Source organism: Corynebacterium ureicelerivorans, assembly GCF_000747315.1.
Taxonomy (GTDB): domain Bacteria; phylum Actinomycetota; class Actinomycetes; order Mycobacteriales; family Mycobacteriaceae; genus Corynebacterium; species Corynebacterium mucifaciens.
The window spans coordinates 1329600-1344767 of the sequence record NZ_CP009215.1 but is presented as its reverse complement, the minus strand read 5'-3'; the positions used below and the strand labels follow the sequence as shown (position 1 = coordinate 1344767).

Genomic DNA, 15168 nt, shown 5'->3' with positions numbered 1-15168 from the left:
AGCTTGACGGCAGTTGGGAGACTATGACTTCAGTCCAAGAAGATGTTGCCCTCGCCGCAGACTTCATCGTCCGTTCACTCCAATCCCCAGCAGCACAGAAAAGATGGTCTCCAGCCGAACTTGCGCTGGACGCGGGAGGGCCCTGGGGGCGAAAACTCGCAATATTTTCTTCCATCTTCAAGAGGCTGAACGAGAATGGGTACTTGATCGTCTACCACCTACTGCGGCAACTGCGGCATCAGCTGTTGAAAGCGGGTCCATCATGAATGATTGGTCTTGGCTATGGTCGCAGCCCACTCTCGCCGCACCTGGGAAGCTGCGGCCTAGGTTTAGGATCCCCGATCTGATTGGAGGGGTGGATTGGAAGAAATGCGACATCGTCGACCTTAAGACGACGATTCAACCCGATCTTCGCGCTGCCGGGACAAAGATGGGGGAACGGGGTCAATTCGAAAAGTGGAAAGAAATCCTTTCAGCTATGCGTTTCAAGCCCAGAAATTCCTCGGTAATAGTCGTGTCAAGCCTCGAAGACGACTATGAATGGGTCGAATTCTAGCGGTTTTACCATTTCGTGGTAAAGCTGCAAAGGTGAGCAAGGTGCGCCAAATTGCCGTTATCGGTTCTCTGTCTGGATGTAGCATCAGCCACGGCGGGACCAGGGCCAAAGGGGGTAGGGCCTCAGTTCAGCGAATAAACGGTGCAGGACACTAGCACAGCAGTAGCACTTAGGTAGGGTGGCTGTAGGCGCGGTGTTATCTGTGGACAGCCTCTATTTGTACTTAACCGCTCAACACCGGAGGATGATCGCGAACTCTGGCTACCGTTGATCGGGCGATATGCGCCCGTGACAGATGATTTAACGCACAGATAAATTTCTGTGTGAAACAGGCAGTACCATAATGGCATGGAGCTCTCGTTTCATCCCATCACCGACCCCATGACATTTTCGCAGAACATCGCTGGTGATTATGAGTTCAACCAGCATTGGTTGGGCACATACCGGTTAGCTGAGGACTACAAATGGTACGAGGTGCGCGATGGCGGTGAACAAGTTGCGCTGCTGGAGTTGGATTTCAAACCCGACCGAAGTTACTGGGGTGGGACCCACTACCCCCTGCCAATGGATGGCCCCGACGTGATCGAGATTCAGTTCATCGACGTTAGGCACACTCATCGGGGTCGTGGCATAGGAACAGCAATCGTTCACTGGGTGGCAGAGCGGTATCCACAGCGCCAAATGCTCGCGCTGGCTGAAGCATCGGACGGATTCTGGCAATCCTTAGGGTGGGAGTTAATCGCGCCTGATGACGGTAGATCCCGTCCGATGTACACTTCGCCGCTGTAACACCGAGATGAGCTAGCCAACCCATGAGCAGGGACAAGATAGCGGACACATTTCAATTAGGTTTCACTTTGGCACAGTCATCACATGGTACCAAGAACCCCTAGGGCCTCTAGCCCTCAGTGCTCTTGAGAAGGCCCGTCGCTAACTGGAGCCCAATCACCTGGTCAATAGTGCTGCTCAGCTTACGGACATTTCGAAGTTGCCCAGCGTATTGTTTCACCTGAGTCTTAAGTCTGTCGACGTCTAGTTGCGTCCGCTCGGTTGGATCTAATTTGTCCACTTTTGAATCAATGAGCTGATCTGCGATTAAAATCACTTCTTTGAGACTCAAGGGATGAAACTCAATAAATGCATTAAACCTAGAGTAAAGCGCTTCTCCCAAGGCCTTCTTCACCTCCTCCTCGGAACCATAATTCGACGTGCAGATGATGAGTGGGCTTCTCACCTTCGTGCGATAGTTCTTGTCCTCCAAAACGCCCTCGTCAAACAATTCGTAAAAGGCGCTGTGGAAGACTGGACTTGCCTTATCGAACTCATCGAACAGGATCACGTTAGACTCTCGCTCCATTAAGTCACGTGCGAGTGACGGTTCTTGGTGGCTTCCTCCGAACACGTAGGAGGCAAACTTTTCGCTATGAAGCATGGAGAATTGCTTACGGAAAAGATCTCCGCCAGTAAGCTTGCTGATGAACTTGGCGGTCTCAGTTTTGCCAACACCCGACGGACCATAAAACATCACGACTACCGGCTCGTTCGCTTTTTGGCTAGCTAACGGATACATAGCGGCCAAAAGTTCATTTTTTACAGAACCTTGCCCAACCAAGTGTTCATTAAAGCCGTCGTAAAAGTCCCGAAGAACTTGGGGATTAAATGCACCGTACTCGTAGGGGATCTCGGTCACTTCCGCAATGCGCTGAACATGAGAGCGGACCACTTGTGGGGGATTGTTTAAGTAAAGGTTCTTGGGGTCGATGGACCGAATTAGACCGCCGAAATTGGAAATCGTTGCCTCAACCAAGCTTGCGTAATCACCAGAGTTGACGACGACATGCTCGGGCCCTTCGACAGGGTCCTGTTCCTCGATAGGCGGCGCACCACGTTGCACTATTATGTGCTCCCGCGCTCTACTGTCTCGTTCGTAGACAATGTCTAAAAATGGCTCTGAATCGATTTGGTTGGTCAGTCCTTCAAACCACGAGGGGGGACCATAATAGATTTCCGCCTTCATGCTGCGGCTCACTCCGTCACCTTGCCTTCAACTGCAGCAAGAACTACATCGAAAACCGGTAGATTTACGTCCTCCTTGGAACCCGGATCTGCATGCACAGAATCCTGAATTAGATCTTCTAGTTTCGGAGCGCCCGTTGCGCCTTGGGCCATTTCGGACTTAATGTTCAGGCTGGCCTCTGTGGTTCGTCCGACTTCAATACCATGGAACACTAAGTTCATCCGGGTTAAATCCGATAAACCATAGTTGTTTCGAAAGGCGCGAATATTAAATCGGAGTACAACCTTCCTACCATTGACGCTCTCGCCAAGCAGCTCGTAGTACCCCTTGGCTTTCTCTAGAGCCTCATCCATTCGTGCGATATCGAAGTCTGCATCCTCAGTACGAGCAGCAATCATAAATGGGGTGTAAATTTTCATGAATGCCATCGATTCCTGAGCCGCGAAAACACTATAACCTTCGAGTTTGCTAATCTTCGCGTCCTCACCTGCGGATTTTAGATAGTCAGTGAGGATGGTGTTAGCCAGCGTTTTGCTAAGAATACTCTCGCCCGCAATAGAGGCTTCCGCGCCAGCCCCCAGATCAGCAGAGCCTCGCAGAAAAGGCAGCCAACTCAGCTTCGCGCTGAGTTTTGCATCGACGGCTGCGTGAGCTTCTGTGGTTCGGTCGCGAATATCTTCTTTAGTTGTAGAGAGAGTACCTCCTGCAATGATGTCCAAATAGTCGGACGCGGTCTCCTGGTCGAAATAGACAACCTTTACGATTTCGTGGCTCTCACTCTTTTTACCTGCCATTTGCTCTCCTGCGGATGAAAGGTAGTCTTTCATATAGCTATAAATTATTAATGCAGAGGATCTGAGCCACAAGACTACAGTCCCTAGAAGTGCTTCGTTAGCTCTGGCGGCGGGGTGTCCGCAGGGGTAGATCTACCCCTATGAGGAAAGATGAGATTGGGCGGGTGCACGGGGCACTCAACAGAAAAAGAAACTCGCCCAGCGCCTGGCTCGCCACCAGCACAAGGTGGCACTGCAGCGCCAGGGGTTCCTCCATAAGCTGACCTCCTTCCTGGCGGATGGGTTCGCGGCCATTGGGATCGAAGATCTCAACGTGTCAGGCATGACCTCCTCAGGCCGCGGCACCGTAGACACCCCAGGTAAGAACGTGAAGCAGAAGGCCGGCCTCAACCGGGCTATCCTGGACGCCTCATTCGGTAAGTTCCGCTGTCAACTCGAATATAAGGGCGCAGAACGCGGCGTTGCGCTTGTTGCGGTCGGCCAGTTTTTCTCGTCGTCGCAGATCTGCTCAGTATGTGGCTCAAAAACCAAGATGCCATTCACCAAGCGGGTCTACGACTGCAAGCAGTGCGGGATGCTGCTCGACCGTGACGTCAACGCCGCGATCAACATCCTGCGTGAGGCCATCCGCCAGGCGAAGGCCAACCGTGAAGACAATTCCGCCCCGGAGGGGGCAGAGTCTAAATGGCCGTGGAGTTCACAGCGCATCAGGCCCGATCATGTGGCGGGGATGGGGTGTGGGTGCAGAAGAGGCAGGGCCCACGTGGTCACAGCAGTCGAGCAATCGGCTGCTCATTCCTTATTGCCTGCGGGTTCAAAGTAAGCAGAGACGCGCAGACCAGGCACGATATGCGCCGGTCATCAAGGGCTCTCTCCCCGTACGCAGGGACGATCCCAACATGCTCAGCGGGTAGAAGATGCGGATGACATTGTAGCCCCGTGCGCATGCACATCTCCGGAAAAGCCAGGCATGAAATGTGCCGACGAGTTTTCTCCCCGTTCCTAAAAACGCTTCGTTAGATTTTATAATGAGGTATTCGCGGCAGTAGAGCCTCTCGTATGGGAACCGACCGGACTGAGAAGGTGAGTGGGCCAAGTCGCATTGCACCTGGAGGACCTGATGCTCGGGTTGGTGCAATTCGATCGTTCATAAGAGCCGGCCTTAGTGTGATCATCGGCAATGTTTGTCCTCGGGCAACGCCTGGCTGGGGACGGAGCCAAAGCCCCGGAGATAGCGCGAGTTTCTAAGCTATCTTGGGAAGCTGAAGACTGTTGTCATCCATCTGCTGGGGCGGTGTCCTCCTACCACCGCCCAGGGGCACCTCACGAAGTAGTGCTAGTCGGTAACCGGCAAGGCATTATTCAAGCCCGCTGAATTTTATAGATTGAACGGCTATTTTGATTTGCTCAATTTTTTTATCAATTAGCGCAATCTGTTCACGTGCTTCAGTAAAATTAGATTCAGCTTCTGAAGATGAAATCTTGTGCCGCAGGGATTCAAGATCGCTGATAACTAGGTGAATGTTCTTTTTGAGCTCTCGAACCATGTCGCCCAAGCCCGCTCTTATCGGACCTCTCATCGCCTCATCGACTTCTGCCCTCAATTTCTCGATCGTCTGAATGGATGTGTCGATTCCATTAATTTCCTCTTCGAACTCAGATCCCAATACAGAATTGGTAACTTTCCGAATATTTATTCTCTTTTGGAAAGCCGAAATGCCGCCCGTCGAGTCGCCGGCAAAAGTATATGCATAATCTTTAACAAACATACATGTAACTAGCACCGCGAAAATTGACGCAAGAAGAATGACAATTCTCCAAGGATTCGGGCCATACTTCACACTGAGAATAAGGGCAGCAAAGCCAAAACTGGTTCCCACTATGGCTGTGCGGACTTCCTGTGAACCATCGGTCGTCGGGATCGGAGTTCGAGGATGAGTTATCCGCCGGAGGTACGGCAGCGTGCCGTTGAGCTTTCGGGGCAGGGGCTTGCTGCTTCGCAGGTTCGTGCGCAGTTGATTCGGGAGGAATGTAGGTCTGTTCCTTCTACCGCTTCAATTTCGGGATGGGCACGCAACGCCCGTCATGGCAGCGGGGTCGATAAAGGTTGGCGTTCTGCCGAGTTGATTGCTGAGGTCGTCCGGGCGAATGTGACAACGTCGGCATCCACCCGCGAGATTGGATGGCGTTTTCGGGTCGCTGCGAGTTCCGTGGCGGCGTGGACGCACAAGTTCGCTCCGGATGCGGGTTCGCGGCGTGGGATGACACCGCAGAAGATAGAACAGGCGACACTGGCGCGTGTGAAAGAACACCACGAAGCCCAAAAACGCAAGCGCAAGAAGGCCGAAACACAACGTCAATCACAACGCGCCCCGCGCGGTGAGAGTGCACATTCACGCAACCATGAGCAGCCAACAGCTCCGTTTGATGAGGCAGCGTTGCCGGATGACGTTGAGACCCTCAAAGACCTGTTGCGTCAAGAGCGGTTTATGCGTCTGGCGGATAAAGCGCTGTTTGAGGCGGTGATGGAATCTGAGGGAAAAGCGCAAACCCGGAGACGCTCGATAGCGTGGTCGTCGCTACGGCTGTCAGACGACTCCGGGACGTCGGATACCAAGTAACGCGTTGCTGCGCCTACTACGGATTGAAATACAACACCTACAAGTCGGCATGCAGGCGGTTAAAACACCCTCTAGTCGACCGAAAAGGCCAGGCCAAGGCAATGGTTACCGCCGCCTGTGAGGGCAACCGCATGGTCTACGGCTACCGCCGCGTGAGTGAAGTGTGCAAAGCGAACGGTCTGTCGCTGGGGGAAAAATCGATTCGTACGATCATGCGCGAAGAACACCTGCAGCCGAAGATGAAACGCACGAAGCGCTACAGCTCGTACAAGGGCGAAACTGCGCATCGCCCAGCAAATCGATGTCTGGTTGGAGACATCGACACTGTCACCAAAAATGGCACCCACGTTTCGCAAAGATATCGTTCGCAGGCGGATCGTCGCAGGCAGGCGGGCAGGAAGGATCTGGTACACGATTTCTATGCCGATGCGCCAAACCAAAGACTCGGCACCGACATCACCGAGTTTCAATGCGCTGACGGCAAAGTCTTTTTTAGCCCGCTGATCGACTTCCACGACAACATGCCCATCGCGTATACCTGCGCAACGCGACCAGCGGCGTTGCTGACCAACACGATGCTTGAAGCTGGGCTCGAGCAAATACAACCAGGCCAACGCCCCGAACTGCACACCGACCGTGGCTGGCACTACCGCCACATCGATTGGGTTGACCGACTGACTGATATCAGTCACGACAAGCAACAATGCACACATTGCACAGACGAGAACCCGTGCGATAACGCCTGGTTGATGGTGCCGTCCCTATCCCGGCTCGGCAACAGCGGCGACAACGCCCGAGTAGAAGGGTTCTTCGGCACCATCAAGCGCGAACTTCACGCCAGTGGAATTCGCCCCGAAAAGCACACAACCGAGGAGTTTATGAAGTATCTTGACGATTATCTGGACTGGTTCGTCTTTGACAGACTCACCACCGGACCAGACGGGCAATACACAACCCTGGCTAAACAACGAAACATAGCCAAAACCACCTAGCCAACAACACAACGGCCACCAGTGTGGTTCACAGGAAGTCCGCAGACCCCTATCAGGAACCCGCTCTGAACAAATTCTTTACGGGTTCCCCCTTCCATTAAGGCGAGAATGTCAATTTCGGCAGGTCGGAACTTATACTTACCTGAGTAAAACTGATAATAAATTCTTGTTCTTTCGCAATAGGCCCTGATTGTAGTTCTGATTAAATTCAGTCCGAAAATAATTGTGCCGATAACAGCGAATGTGAGGCCAAGAAGCGAGTTATGCTCGCCTGATGCGGAGTAAAGGGCCAGTATCACCAAAAGGGGCCAAACCAGGATGGGAGAAAGGTACCAAAGAGGAACTTCTTGTCGAGCTATGAGTCTTGCCTGGTTTTGAACCAGCTTCTTTTCCAGCGCTTCACGTCTGGGCCCTTCCTGTTCCTGCTGGAGGGAAGCTTGTAACCACTCAATATTGTTTTTCGCACGAGCGGAACTCGACATTTGCTCAATACCGGCGAGAATTGCAATAAGTGCGGATCCGCCGGAAAGAATTGCTGCACTCGTTCTCCAAGCACTAGCGTCGAGCTGCACGAAGTCCATCATTTTCCCTCACTCTGTTAGTAGCAGGCCCCTTGTCGCGAGCAACCTCAGATGATCCTGATGATATGGGGTGCTCCACAACCGGCTTTCGCCTCCGGGGCCTAGAATCTGGGAGGCATTATCTTATAGTCGCAGTGGTGAGCGGGGAGCACGGCGATACCCTGTTGCCTTATTACGTGCCTTGATTAGGGTTTGCCTCTTTGGCACAGCCGTTCACGGTTGTAGAATGGGCGGCAGAGCGACGAATTATACGACACCCACGAAGAAGCGTGTGGTGATCACTCTCCTACGAATCCAGAGTAACCACCGCACCGATCTTACCTGTCGCTGCCCCAGAGACACCTAACAAAGCACCGCTAGGGACGATCGCTGGCTTTTGGTACCGATACGCGTACCGCTCCGCTGCTAGCAACCGTGTCTGTGGGCTTGGGGTTTGCTGAATCTACTAGCGGTTCTATACACATCGAAAGCGGCTGACAGTCGATCCACACCTGCAGTGCGGTTGGATTGGTGTAGATGCTCAACGCGACTCGCCGATTTTGCCTGTGTAGTCCATGCCTAGGTGGGGCTCCAGCTCCCGAGCAACATGCTCGCCGCCGATGACGGAGAAGAGGTACCCCCTGACCACGGAATCGGTGAGATTGTTCACGACCAGTACATCGGTCCACGAAAATCTGAACAAATGGTCGACTAGTTCACCGGTATCGGCGTGATCGGTGATGGTGACCCACGCACTCTGTGGGTCATCCTGGTCGATCTTCACGGTCACGGAGCAGACGTGTCGGCCCTGGATCGGTGAGGCAGCGTGCAGGCGGTTGCTGAGGGTCTCACGGATGCTGTCGGCATACATGGCGGTTCCTTTCGGGGAATCTGTTTATCATGCATGCCGTCGGCGCAGTTGTGCTGCGCGGGAAGGTTACCGCGCAGCTCTCCGAGCCAGCTCGTCGTCGCGTGTACCGGCGTGTTGGTAGCGCATCGCAGCCAAGGGAGAGCTGTGCCCGAGGCGAGCCATAGTTTCCTTTAGCGTCGCACCGGTCTGCGCGTAGCGGGTGCCACTGTAATTCCGTAGAGAGTGAAAGTTTGCGGTGGAGTTTACAGACTCTGCTGCCTTCTTCCAGTTGTGCTCGAAGGTGTGGTATGGCAATGGCTGCTTTTGATCGCGTACAGCGTGCCACAGGCGCTTCCCTGGGGCGATCCTCTCGACGTGGGCCGCGCTGACCCCCGCGTCGGCGCCGAAAATGGCGACCACACGCTCACCGGCTTCACTCTTCGTCGTGCCCTCGACCCGGCCGGACCTCTCGGTGAGGGCAATCGACTTGGTGATGGCAATACGCACGGCGTCGACATCGCCGTCGTCGGTCAGCTCGATGGTGACGTCGTCGCGGGTCAAGGCGATGATCTTGCCGAAGCGCAGGCCACCGGCGGCAGCCAGAACGGCGACTGGCGGTACTGCTCGGGCAGGGCCTCGATAATTTGATCCAGCTCGTCGTCGGTCGGAGGAGTGACCTTCTTGCCCGTGGCTGTTGTTGACCCACCGCGGACGGCAGGGATTGGTCTCAATGAGCTTATCCTCGACGGCGGTCTTGAGAACGGACTTCATCAGGTCGTAGGCATGGGCTACGGCGGTGAGCTTGCCGGTGGCGATCTGCTCGGCGTACCAGGCCCGTACGGCGGCGGTGGTGATCTCGGCCAGCGGTGTCTCAGACCAGGAGGCAAGGCGCCCAGTCTCGATCAATCTCGGGTCGAGGCCTTAATGGGGTGGCCACGTCCATTCGTCCGCGTGGTGATCCAGCGGGTGACGTACACACCGAAGGTGATCTGGGCCGGTCACGATCCCGCTGGGCTTGCTTATGGGCCTTCTCCCGCTCATCCGGGTGAATCCACGTGCTGGCTGCAATGGTCGAACGTTCGCCGGCAAGATATTCACGCGCCTGGGTCTTGGTCTCGAACGTTTCGGGCGCCTTATGGCGGGCACCGTCGTGGGTGTAGCGGGCGCGGTACCGCCCCGAGGGTAGGCGGTCGACAATTCCCCAAGATTCGCGGGCCATGATAGTTTCCTCATTTTCGTGGTACCTACGTGGTACTTAAATTGGCATTTCGTGACGTTCCACGGCGCTCCGGCACCAATAAATCCCTACTAACTACACTAATAATGTTTCCCCATATCATTAACAGCTGGTTCGATCCCAGCTAGGACCACCAAAAGAAGAAGCCCCAGGATGCAATCTCCCTGGGGTTTCTTCATATTTCCATCGGCCGCGTTCAATGCGGCGAGATCCGGCCAGTCAGGGCTGAAGTAGCTCGCCAGCGTCAGGGAATGGTCCAGTGGCAGCCATCGTACAATCAGTCGCATCTGACCGGTCAAAAGTGGGTTTCTCCTGCGTGCGGCCGCATTGCCGTGTTTCGCGGGGTGTCAGTAGGCGTCCAACCAAAAGGGGGTGCGCGCTTCCACGCCGGTTCTGAGCGTGGATAAACGTGGCCCTGACAACAATGTTGGGTCGAGCCCGGTGGGAACTAGTGTGGCTGGAAAAACGACTATTGCATCTAGCGCCAGCCGGCGCGGATGTTTTTACTTAAGGAGGCTCCATGCTCATTCCGGCAGCAATGCGACGAGCGGCGGTAGTAGCAGCGGCTGCAGCAGGCTCGCTCGTGGCAGCCGCTCCAGCCCTTGCACATGACTCGGTCGTTGGTGCGGTTCCCGATGACAGCAGCGTTGTGCACGAGTTCCCGGACGAGGTCACCCTGGAATTCTCCGGGGAGGTGCAGGAGGGCTTCAACACTGTGGCAATCTCGCGCGAGGTCAACGGTCAGTCCGAGGTGGTGTACTCGGGTGAACCGGCAGTGGAGGGGCGCCTGGTCACACTGGACGTGCCGGGTGATGTGGACGCTCAGCCGGGTGAGTACACCGTCGGCTACCAGATCGTGTCGTCGGATGGTCACGCGACGAAGGGTGTGACTTCCTTCACGTTCGCACCAGATGAAGCGCCAGCCGAAGAGAACCAGGCTGCTGCGGACACCACCGAGGAGTCGGCGTCCGACGACGCCGAGGGGATGGGCACGCCGGCGAAGGTCCTGCTGACATTGCTAGGTGTCCTGGTCATCGGGGGTGCGGCAGCGGCTGCGTTGGCCAGGGGCCGTCGGAACCCGGCCACTGCTCAGGACGAGGCCGAGTAGGAAGACAGGCATAGTCGCAGCCCCTTTGCGCCTGGATGCCGGGTCGCGGCGGACGGCTCCCCGCTCGTGGGGCGAGACTGTGATGCTGGGCCAGCACGGGTAGGATCCCTATGGCCCGGCGCGTTACCTGCGCCGTCGGGAGAGAACGTAGATGATCGGCTGCGTCCAGGTATGCCGCAGCCCAGTGACGCGCAAAGGAGCGCACGACGAATATGTCCACCGAAGCAGCAATCGAATTCGCGCCGTTCGAGGTTCCCGCCGGAACCGCCGTCGGCGCGGCCATGAGGGAGCTGAACCTGCCGAACAAGGGCGAGGACGCCATTGTGTGCGTTCAGGATGAGGCAGGCGACCTGAAGGATCTATCCCACGTCCCTGATGCGACTGCCACGTTCCTCCCGGTGCCTGCCAACACCGAGCTTGGCCGCTCCGTGATCCGCCACTCCTGCGCGCACGTCCTCGCCCAGGCTGTCCAGGCGGAATTTCCAGGCACGAAGCTGGGCATCGGCCCAGCCATTAACGACGGTTTTTACTACGACTTCGATGTCGCACAGCCGTTCACGCCCGAGGATCTGAAGACGCTGGAAAAGCGGATGAAGAAGATCATCAAACAGGGTCAGAAATTTGTCCGCGGCGTCTACGCGTCTGCGGAGGAGGCAGCCGAGGATCTCAAGGACGAGCCGTACAAGCTTGAGCTGATCCAAGACAAGGGCAGTGTGGACCCAGACTCGGACGAGGCGACCGAGGTCGGCGCGGGTGAACTGACCCACTACGACAACGTCAATCCTCGGACCAACGAGGTGGAGTGGCATGACTTGTGCCGCGGACCGCACGTGCCCACCACCAAGTACATTCCGGCATTTGCGCTCACTCGTTCCTCCGCAGCGTACTGGCGTGGCGACCAAAACAACGCGGGTCTGCAGCGCGTTTACGGCACCGCCTGGGAGTCCAAGGACAAGCTTGACGAGTACATGACCATGCTCGAAGAAGCCGAAAAGCGCGACCACCGTCGTTTGGGCAACGAGCTGGACCTGTTCTCCTTCCCGGACGAAGTCGGCTCCGGCCTCCCAGTGTTCCACCCGGACGGCGGCATCGTGCGCATGACTATGGAGCAGCACTCGCGCGAGCGCCACGTGGCTGCGGGCTACTCCTTTGTGAACACCCCGCACGTGACCAAGGGTGACCTGTTTAAGAAGTCGGGCCACCTGGACTGGTATGCCGACGGCATGTTCCCGCCCATGAAGCTGGACGGCGAGGTGGACGCGGACGGCAATGTGACCAAGCAGCCGGTGGACTACTACGCCAAGCCGATGAACTGCCCGATGCACAACCTCATCTTTGACTCGCGTGGCCGCTCCTACCGCGAGCTGCCGCTTCGCCTGTTCGAGTTCGGCACCGTCTACCGCTACGAAAAATCCGGCGTGGTCCACGGCCTCACCCGCGCCCGCGGCTTCACGCAAGACGATGCGCACATCTACTGCACGGAGGATCAGCTTGAAGAGGAGCTGACCAGCGTGCTGGAGTTCATCATCTCCCTGCTGCAGGATTACGGGTTGGACGACTTCTACTTGGAGCTGTCCACCAAGGACCCCAACAAATACATCGGTGACGATGAAATTTGGGAACGCTCGACTGCCATTCTCGAGTCTGTGGCTAGGAAGTCCGGCCTCGAGCTCGTGCCGGACCCGGCAGGCGCGGCGTTCTACGGACCGAAGATTTCCGTGCAGGCTCGCGACGCCATCGGCCGCACCTGGCAGATGTCTACCGTGCAGCTGGACTTCAACCTGCCCGAGCGCTTCGACCTGACGTACACCGCGTCCGACGGCTCGAAGAAGCGGCCGGTAATGATCCACCGCGCGCTGTTCGGCTCTATTGAACGCTTCTTCGGCGTGTTGCTGGAGCACTACGCAGGTGCGTTCCCGGCGTGGCTCGCACCGCACCAGGTGGTGGGCATCCCGGTGGCGGACGCGTTCGGCGAGCACCTGGAGGGGGTCATCGAAAAGCTGCGGGCGCGCGGAATTCGCGCCGAAGTCGATCATTCCGATGACCGCATGCAGAAGAAGATCCGCACCCACACCACGGGGAAGGTGCCGTTCATGCTGCTTGCGGGCGAGAGGGACGTGGAGGCCAACGCGGTGAGCTTCCGTTTCTTGGACGGCAGCCAGATCAACGGCGTTCCGGTGGACGAAGCTGTAGAAACCATCAGTGAGTGGATCAGCGCGAAACGCAATGAGCAACCCAGCGAGGAAACCGTTGCAATCCGAAACTAGCGGCGATACCTACGCCGACGCCGGTGTGGGCGATCCGGATCGCCTCACCCGTCTGTGGGCGCCGTACCGCTCGCGCTACATCGCCTCCATGCCGGGCCGCGAGGCAAGTGATGGCGGCGAGGAGGCCGAAGGATCGTCGGCAAGCGCAGGCGATCCCTTCCTGCGCATTCCGGAATTGAGCGACGAGGACGGTTTGATTGTCGCGCGTGGCAAGACCGTCTATGCCGTATGCAACTTGTACCCGTACAACGCGGGGCACCTGATGGTCGTGCCGTACCGCAAGGTCGCGGAGCTGGAGGCGCTCACCGATGCTGAGACAACCGAGCTCATGGCGTTTGCCAAGCACGCGGTGAAGACGCTCAAGCGCGTTTCTAAGCCCGAAGCCATTAATGTCGGTCTCAACCTGGGCAAGGCCTCCGGGGGGTCTGTCGGCGACCACCTGCACCTGCACGTTGTGCCGCGATGGGCGGGTGACTCGAACTTCATGACCGTAATCAGTGGCACGAAGGTCCTACCACAGTTGCTGCGGGATACTCGGGCCTTGCTTGCCGACGGCTGGCGCGAGGTCGACCTACTGGAGGCAGGTGACAGCGATGCTTAGCGTGCACGGCCGCAAACCCGCCGCAGTGGTGGTGGAGCCATTGGCGAAGGGGCTGCTGAAGATCGGCTTAACCCCGAACGCGACGACGATTGCCGGCACGGCGTTGACGGTGCTCAGCTCGGTGGCGCTCATTCCCACCGGCCACCTTGTGTGGGCTGCGGTGCTGAGCTTGTTCTTTGCGGCCTTCGACATGGTGGACGGCACAATGGCCCGCCTTCGCGGCGGCGGCACCGCGTTTGGCGCCACGCTCGACGCGAGTTGCGACAGGCTCACGGACGGTGCGTTATTCGGTGCGATCGCCATGTGGCTGGTGTATGTCGAAGGTGCCGCGCCGGTGAACGTTGCTGTGTGCCTGGCCGTACTCGTGTTGTCCCAGACAATCAGCTATATCAAGGCGCGTGGTGAAGCGGGCGGGCTGACCATTGTGGGCGGCTTGATCGAGCGCCCGGAGCGGCTCATCCTGGGACTAGGTGGCCTTGCACTCCAGGGCTTCGGTGTGCCGCACGCTGTCGTTGTGTCCCTCTGGATTCTCGTGCTCGGGTCTGCATTCACAGTGGTGCAGCGGCTATTGCTCGCCAAACGCGACGAAAAGGCGGGCAGCCGCGTCGCGCCGCCGGCGGGGGCGTAAATGACCTCCGCGCGTGAGCGGCTCACGGCCGCGGGTTATATCGCCGGCTGGAAAATTGCCGGCGCGCTGCCCGCCGGACTGACGTCACTTGCCGCCCAATGGGCCGCGGACCGCGTCTCAGACAACGGGGCAGGTATGGAAATGCTGCGGCGCAACCTGGCCCGGGTGGTTGGGCCAGAGCACGTCACGCGCGAGCTCGTACAGGATGCAATGCGCTCGTACGCCCGCTATTGGTTGGAGGCGTTCCGGCTGCCGCGCCTCGCGGGGGATCCAACGTTGGACAGCAAGCTGTCCGCGGGATTGGAGGGGCGTGACCACCTCGACGCCGCGCTGTCGCGTGGCAAGGGCGCGGTGCTGACACTGCCGCACTCCGGGAACTGGGACATGGCCGGCATGTGGCTGGTCGCCCACTACGGGCAGTTCGCCACCGTTGCTGAGCGGCTTAGGCCCGAGGCACTGTTCAACGCGTTCGTCGAGTTCCGGGAGACGCTGGGTTTCGAGGTCGTGCCGCTCAGCGGCGCCGCTCGCGCACCGTACGTGAGGCTCAAAGAGGTGATTGAAGGCGGTGGGATCGTGTGTCTGCTGGGAGAGCGCGATTTCACCCGCGCGGGTGTGCCGGTGTCGTTTTTCGGCGAAGCGACCACGTTTCCGGCCGGGCCCGCGAAGCTTGCGCTAGATACCGGGGCGCCGTTGCTCGTGGCGCATTCCTGGTTCACCGGCACCCGCCGCGACCCGGGGTGGGGTATGCGGGTGTCGGCACCCGTGAAGGTGACCACGCTGGATGAGACGGTGCAGCGGGTGGCGGACGCGTTCGCGGCTAATATCGCGGCGCATCCCGCGGACTGGCACATGCTTCAGCCGCTGTGGCCGACGGATGCGCCCAAACCCAGCCGCCGCAAGGAGTTCGAGCAGCGCCAGCGTGCGGCGGGGAGGTAGC

Annotated in this window: 14 protein-coding genes and 1 pseudogene; 9 read left to right on the top strand and 6 right to left on the bottom strand. The window is 57.7% G+C overall.

Annotated elements, in window-relative coordinates:
* Positions 1 to 904: 904 nt before the first annotated feature.
* The gene (locus tag CUREI_RS06675) at positions 905 to 1345 is read left to right on the top strand and encodes a GNAT family N-acetyltransferase (RefSeq protein WP_051952253.1); all 441 of its coding nucleotides are present in this window, start codon (positions 905 to 907) and stop codon (positions 1343 to 1345) included.
* Positions 1346 to 1454: 109 nt separating this feature from the next.
* Here CUREI_RS06675 and CUREI_RS06670 read toward each other — a convergent pair whose 3' ends face one another.
* Positions 1455 to 2585: an AAA family ATPase gene (locus CUREI_RS06670; protein ID WP_236627169.1), complete on the bottom strand. Its 1131-nt coding sequence runs from the start codon at positions 2583 to 2585 to the stop codon at positions 1455 to 1457.
* Positions 2582 to 3400 carry a DUF6414 family protein gene (locus tag CUREI_RS06665; RefSeq protein WP_236627168.1) on the bottom strand — a complete coding sequence of 273 codons (819 nt, stop codon included), beginning with the start codon at positions 3398 to 3400 and terminating at the stop codon, positions 2582 to 2584. Before CUREI_RS06665 ends, CUREI_RS06670 begins: the two co-directional genes overlap by 4 nt.
* 154 nt (positions 3401 to 3554) lie before the next feature.
* On the opposite strand from CUREI_RS06665, the pseudogene CUREI_RS06660 reads away from it, so the two are divergent.
* A pseudogene (locus CUREI_RS06660) lies at positions 3555 to 4190 on the top strand (RNA-guided endonuclease InsQ/TnpB family protein); the annotation flags it as partial.
* 535 nt (positions 4191 to 4725) lie between these two features.
* Here the strand turns inward: CUREI_RS06660 and CUREI_RS12265 are convergent.
* Positions 4726 to 5208, bottom strand: a complete 483-nt coding sequence (locus CUREI_RS12265) for a hypothetical protein (RefSeq protein WP_144242432.1) — start codon at positions 5206 to 5208, stop codon at positions 4726 to 4728.
* A gap of 93 nt (positions 5209 to 5301) precedes the next feature.
* Between CUREI_RS12265 and CUREI_RS12260 the strand changes: the two genes are divergently transcribed.
* A complete protein-coding gene (locus CUREI_RS12260; protein ID WP_144242372.1) occupies positions 5302 to 5988 on the top strand; it encodes a hypothetical protein in 687 nt (228 codons plus the stop codon).
* 101 nt (positions 5989 to 6089) lie between these two features.
* Positions 6090 to 6980 carry a DDE-type integrase/transposase/recombinase gene (locus tag CUREI_RS11625; protein WP_051952091.1) on the top strand — a complete coding sequence of 297 codons (891 nt, stop codon included), beginning with the start codon at positions 6090 to 6092 and terminating at the stop codon, positions 6978 to 6980.
* On the opposite strand, the gene CUREI_RS12255 is transcribed toward CUREI_RS11625, so the two are convergent.
* The 3 genes from CUREI_RS12255 to CUREI_RS06630 form a co-directional block, all read right to left on the bottom strand.
* On the bottom strand, positions 6977 to 7564 hold the full coding sequence (locus tag CUREI_RS12255; protein ID WP_144242431.1) for a hypothetical protein: 588 nt from the start codon (positions 7562 to 7564) through the stop codon (positions 6977 to 6979). The genes CUREI_RS11625 and CUREI_RS12255 overlap by 4 nt on opposite strands.
* A 517-nt stretch (positions 7565 to 8081) precedes the next feature.
* Positions 8082 to 8411 carry a hypothetical protein gene (locus tag CUREI_RS06635; protein WP_038611875.1) on the bottom strand — a complete coding sequence of 110 codons (330 nt, stop codon included), beginning with the start codon at positions 8409 to 8411 and terminating at the stop codon, positions 8082 to 8084.
* Positions 8412 to 8477: 66 nt separating this feature from the next.
* Positions 8478 to 9296, bottom strand: a complete 819-nt coding sequence (locus CUREI_RS06630; RefSeq protein ID WP_236627167.1) for a tyrosine-type recombinase/integrase — start codon at positions 9294 to 9296, stop codon at positions 8478 to 8480.
* 851 nt (positions 9297 to 10147) lie between these two features.
* Between CUREI_RS06630 and CUREI_RS06625 the strand changes: the two genes are divergently transcribed.
* From CUREI_RS06625 to CUREI_RS06605, 5 genes are all read left to right on the top strand, one after another.
* Complete coding sequence (locus tag CUREI_RS06625) at positions 10148 to 10735, top strand: copper resistance CopC family protein (protein ID WP_038611872.1); 588 nt, start codon at positions 10148 to 10150, stop codon at positions 10733 to 10735.
* 212 nt (positions 10736 to 10947) lie between these two features.
* Positions 10948 to 13002, top strand: a complete 2055-nt coding sequence (thrS, locus tag CUREI_RS06620; protein WP_038611869.1) for a threonine--tRNA ligase — start codon at positions 10948 to 10950, stop codon at positions 13000 to 13002.
* Positions 12962 to 13603 carry an HIT family protein gene (locus tag CUREI_RS06615; protein ID WP_051952249.1) on the top strand — a complete coding sequence of 214 codons (642 nt, stop codon included), beginning with the start codon at positions 12962 to 12964 and terminating at the stop codon, positions 13601 to 13603. The genes thrS and CUREI_RS06615 overlap by 41 nt, the downstream gene beginning before the upstream one ends.
* Entirely contained in the window at positions 13596 to 14231 is a 636-nt protein-coding gene (gene pgsA, locus CUREI_RS06610; RefSeq protein ID WP_038611863.1) for a phosphatidylinositol phosphate synthase, read from the top strand. The genes CUREI_RS06615 and pgsA overlap by 8 nt, the downstream gene beginning before the upstream one ends.
* Positions 14232 to 15167 carry a phosphatidylinositol mannoside acyltransferase gene (locus tag CUREI_RS06605; RefSeq protein WP_038611860.1) on the top strand — a complete coding sequence of 312 codons (936 nt, stop codon included), beginning with the start codon at positions 14232 to 14234 and terminating at the stop codon, positions 15165 to 15167.
* Position 15168 lies beyond the last annotated feature (1 nt).

Bases quoted from the DNA above. Each gene is read 5' to 3' on its own strand.
- CUREI_RS06675 (WP_051952253.1), top strand. From the start codon at position 905: ATGGAGCTCTCGTTTCATCCCATCACCGACCCCATGACATTTTCGCAG.
- CUREI_RS06665 (WP_236627168.1), bottom strand. From the start codon at position 3,400: ATGAAAGACTACCTTTCATCCGCAGGAGAGCAAATGGCAGGTAAAAAG.
- CUREI_RS12260 (WP_144242372.1), top strand. From the start codon at position 5,302: ATGAGTTATCCGCCGGAGGTACGGCAGCGTGCCGTTGAGCTTTCGGGG.
- CUREI_RS11625 (WP_051952091.1), top strand. From the start codon at position 6,090: ATGGTTACCGCCGCCTGTGAGGGCAACCGCATGGTCTACGGCTACCGC.
- CUREI_RS12255 (WP_144242431.1), bottom strand. From the start codon at position 7,564: ATGATGGACTTCGTGCAGCTCGACGCTAGTGCTTGGAGAACGAGTGCA.
- CUREI_RS06635 (WP_038611875.1), bottom strand. From the start codon at position 8,411: ATGTATGCCGACAGCATCCGTGAGACCCTCAGCAACCGCCTGCACGCT.
- CUREI_RS06625 (WP_038611872.1), top strand. From the start codon at position 10,148: ATGCTCATTCCGGCAGCAATGCGACGAGCGGCGGTAGTAGCAGCGGCT.
- thrS (WP_038611869.1), top strand. From the start codon at position 10,948: ATGTCCACCGAAGCAGCAATCGAATTCGCGCCGTTCGAGGTTCCCGCC.
- CUREI_RS06615 (WP_051952249.1), top strand. From the start codon at position 12,962: ATGAGCAACCCAGCGAGGAAACCGTTGCAATCCGAAACTAGCGGCGAT.
- pgsA (WP_038611863.1), top strand. From the start codon at position 13,596: ATGCTTAGCGTGCACGGCCGCAAACCCGCCGCAGTGGTGGTGGAGCCA.
- CUREI_RS06605 (WP_038611860.1), top strand. From the start codon at position 14,232: ATGACCTCCGCGCGTGAGCGGCTCACGGCCGCGGGTTATATCGCCGGC.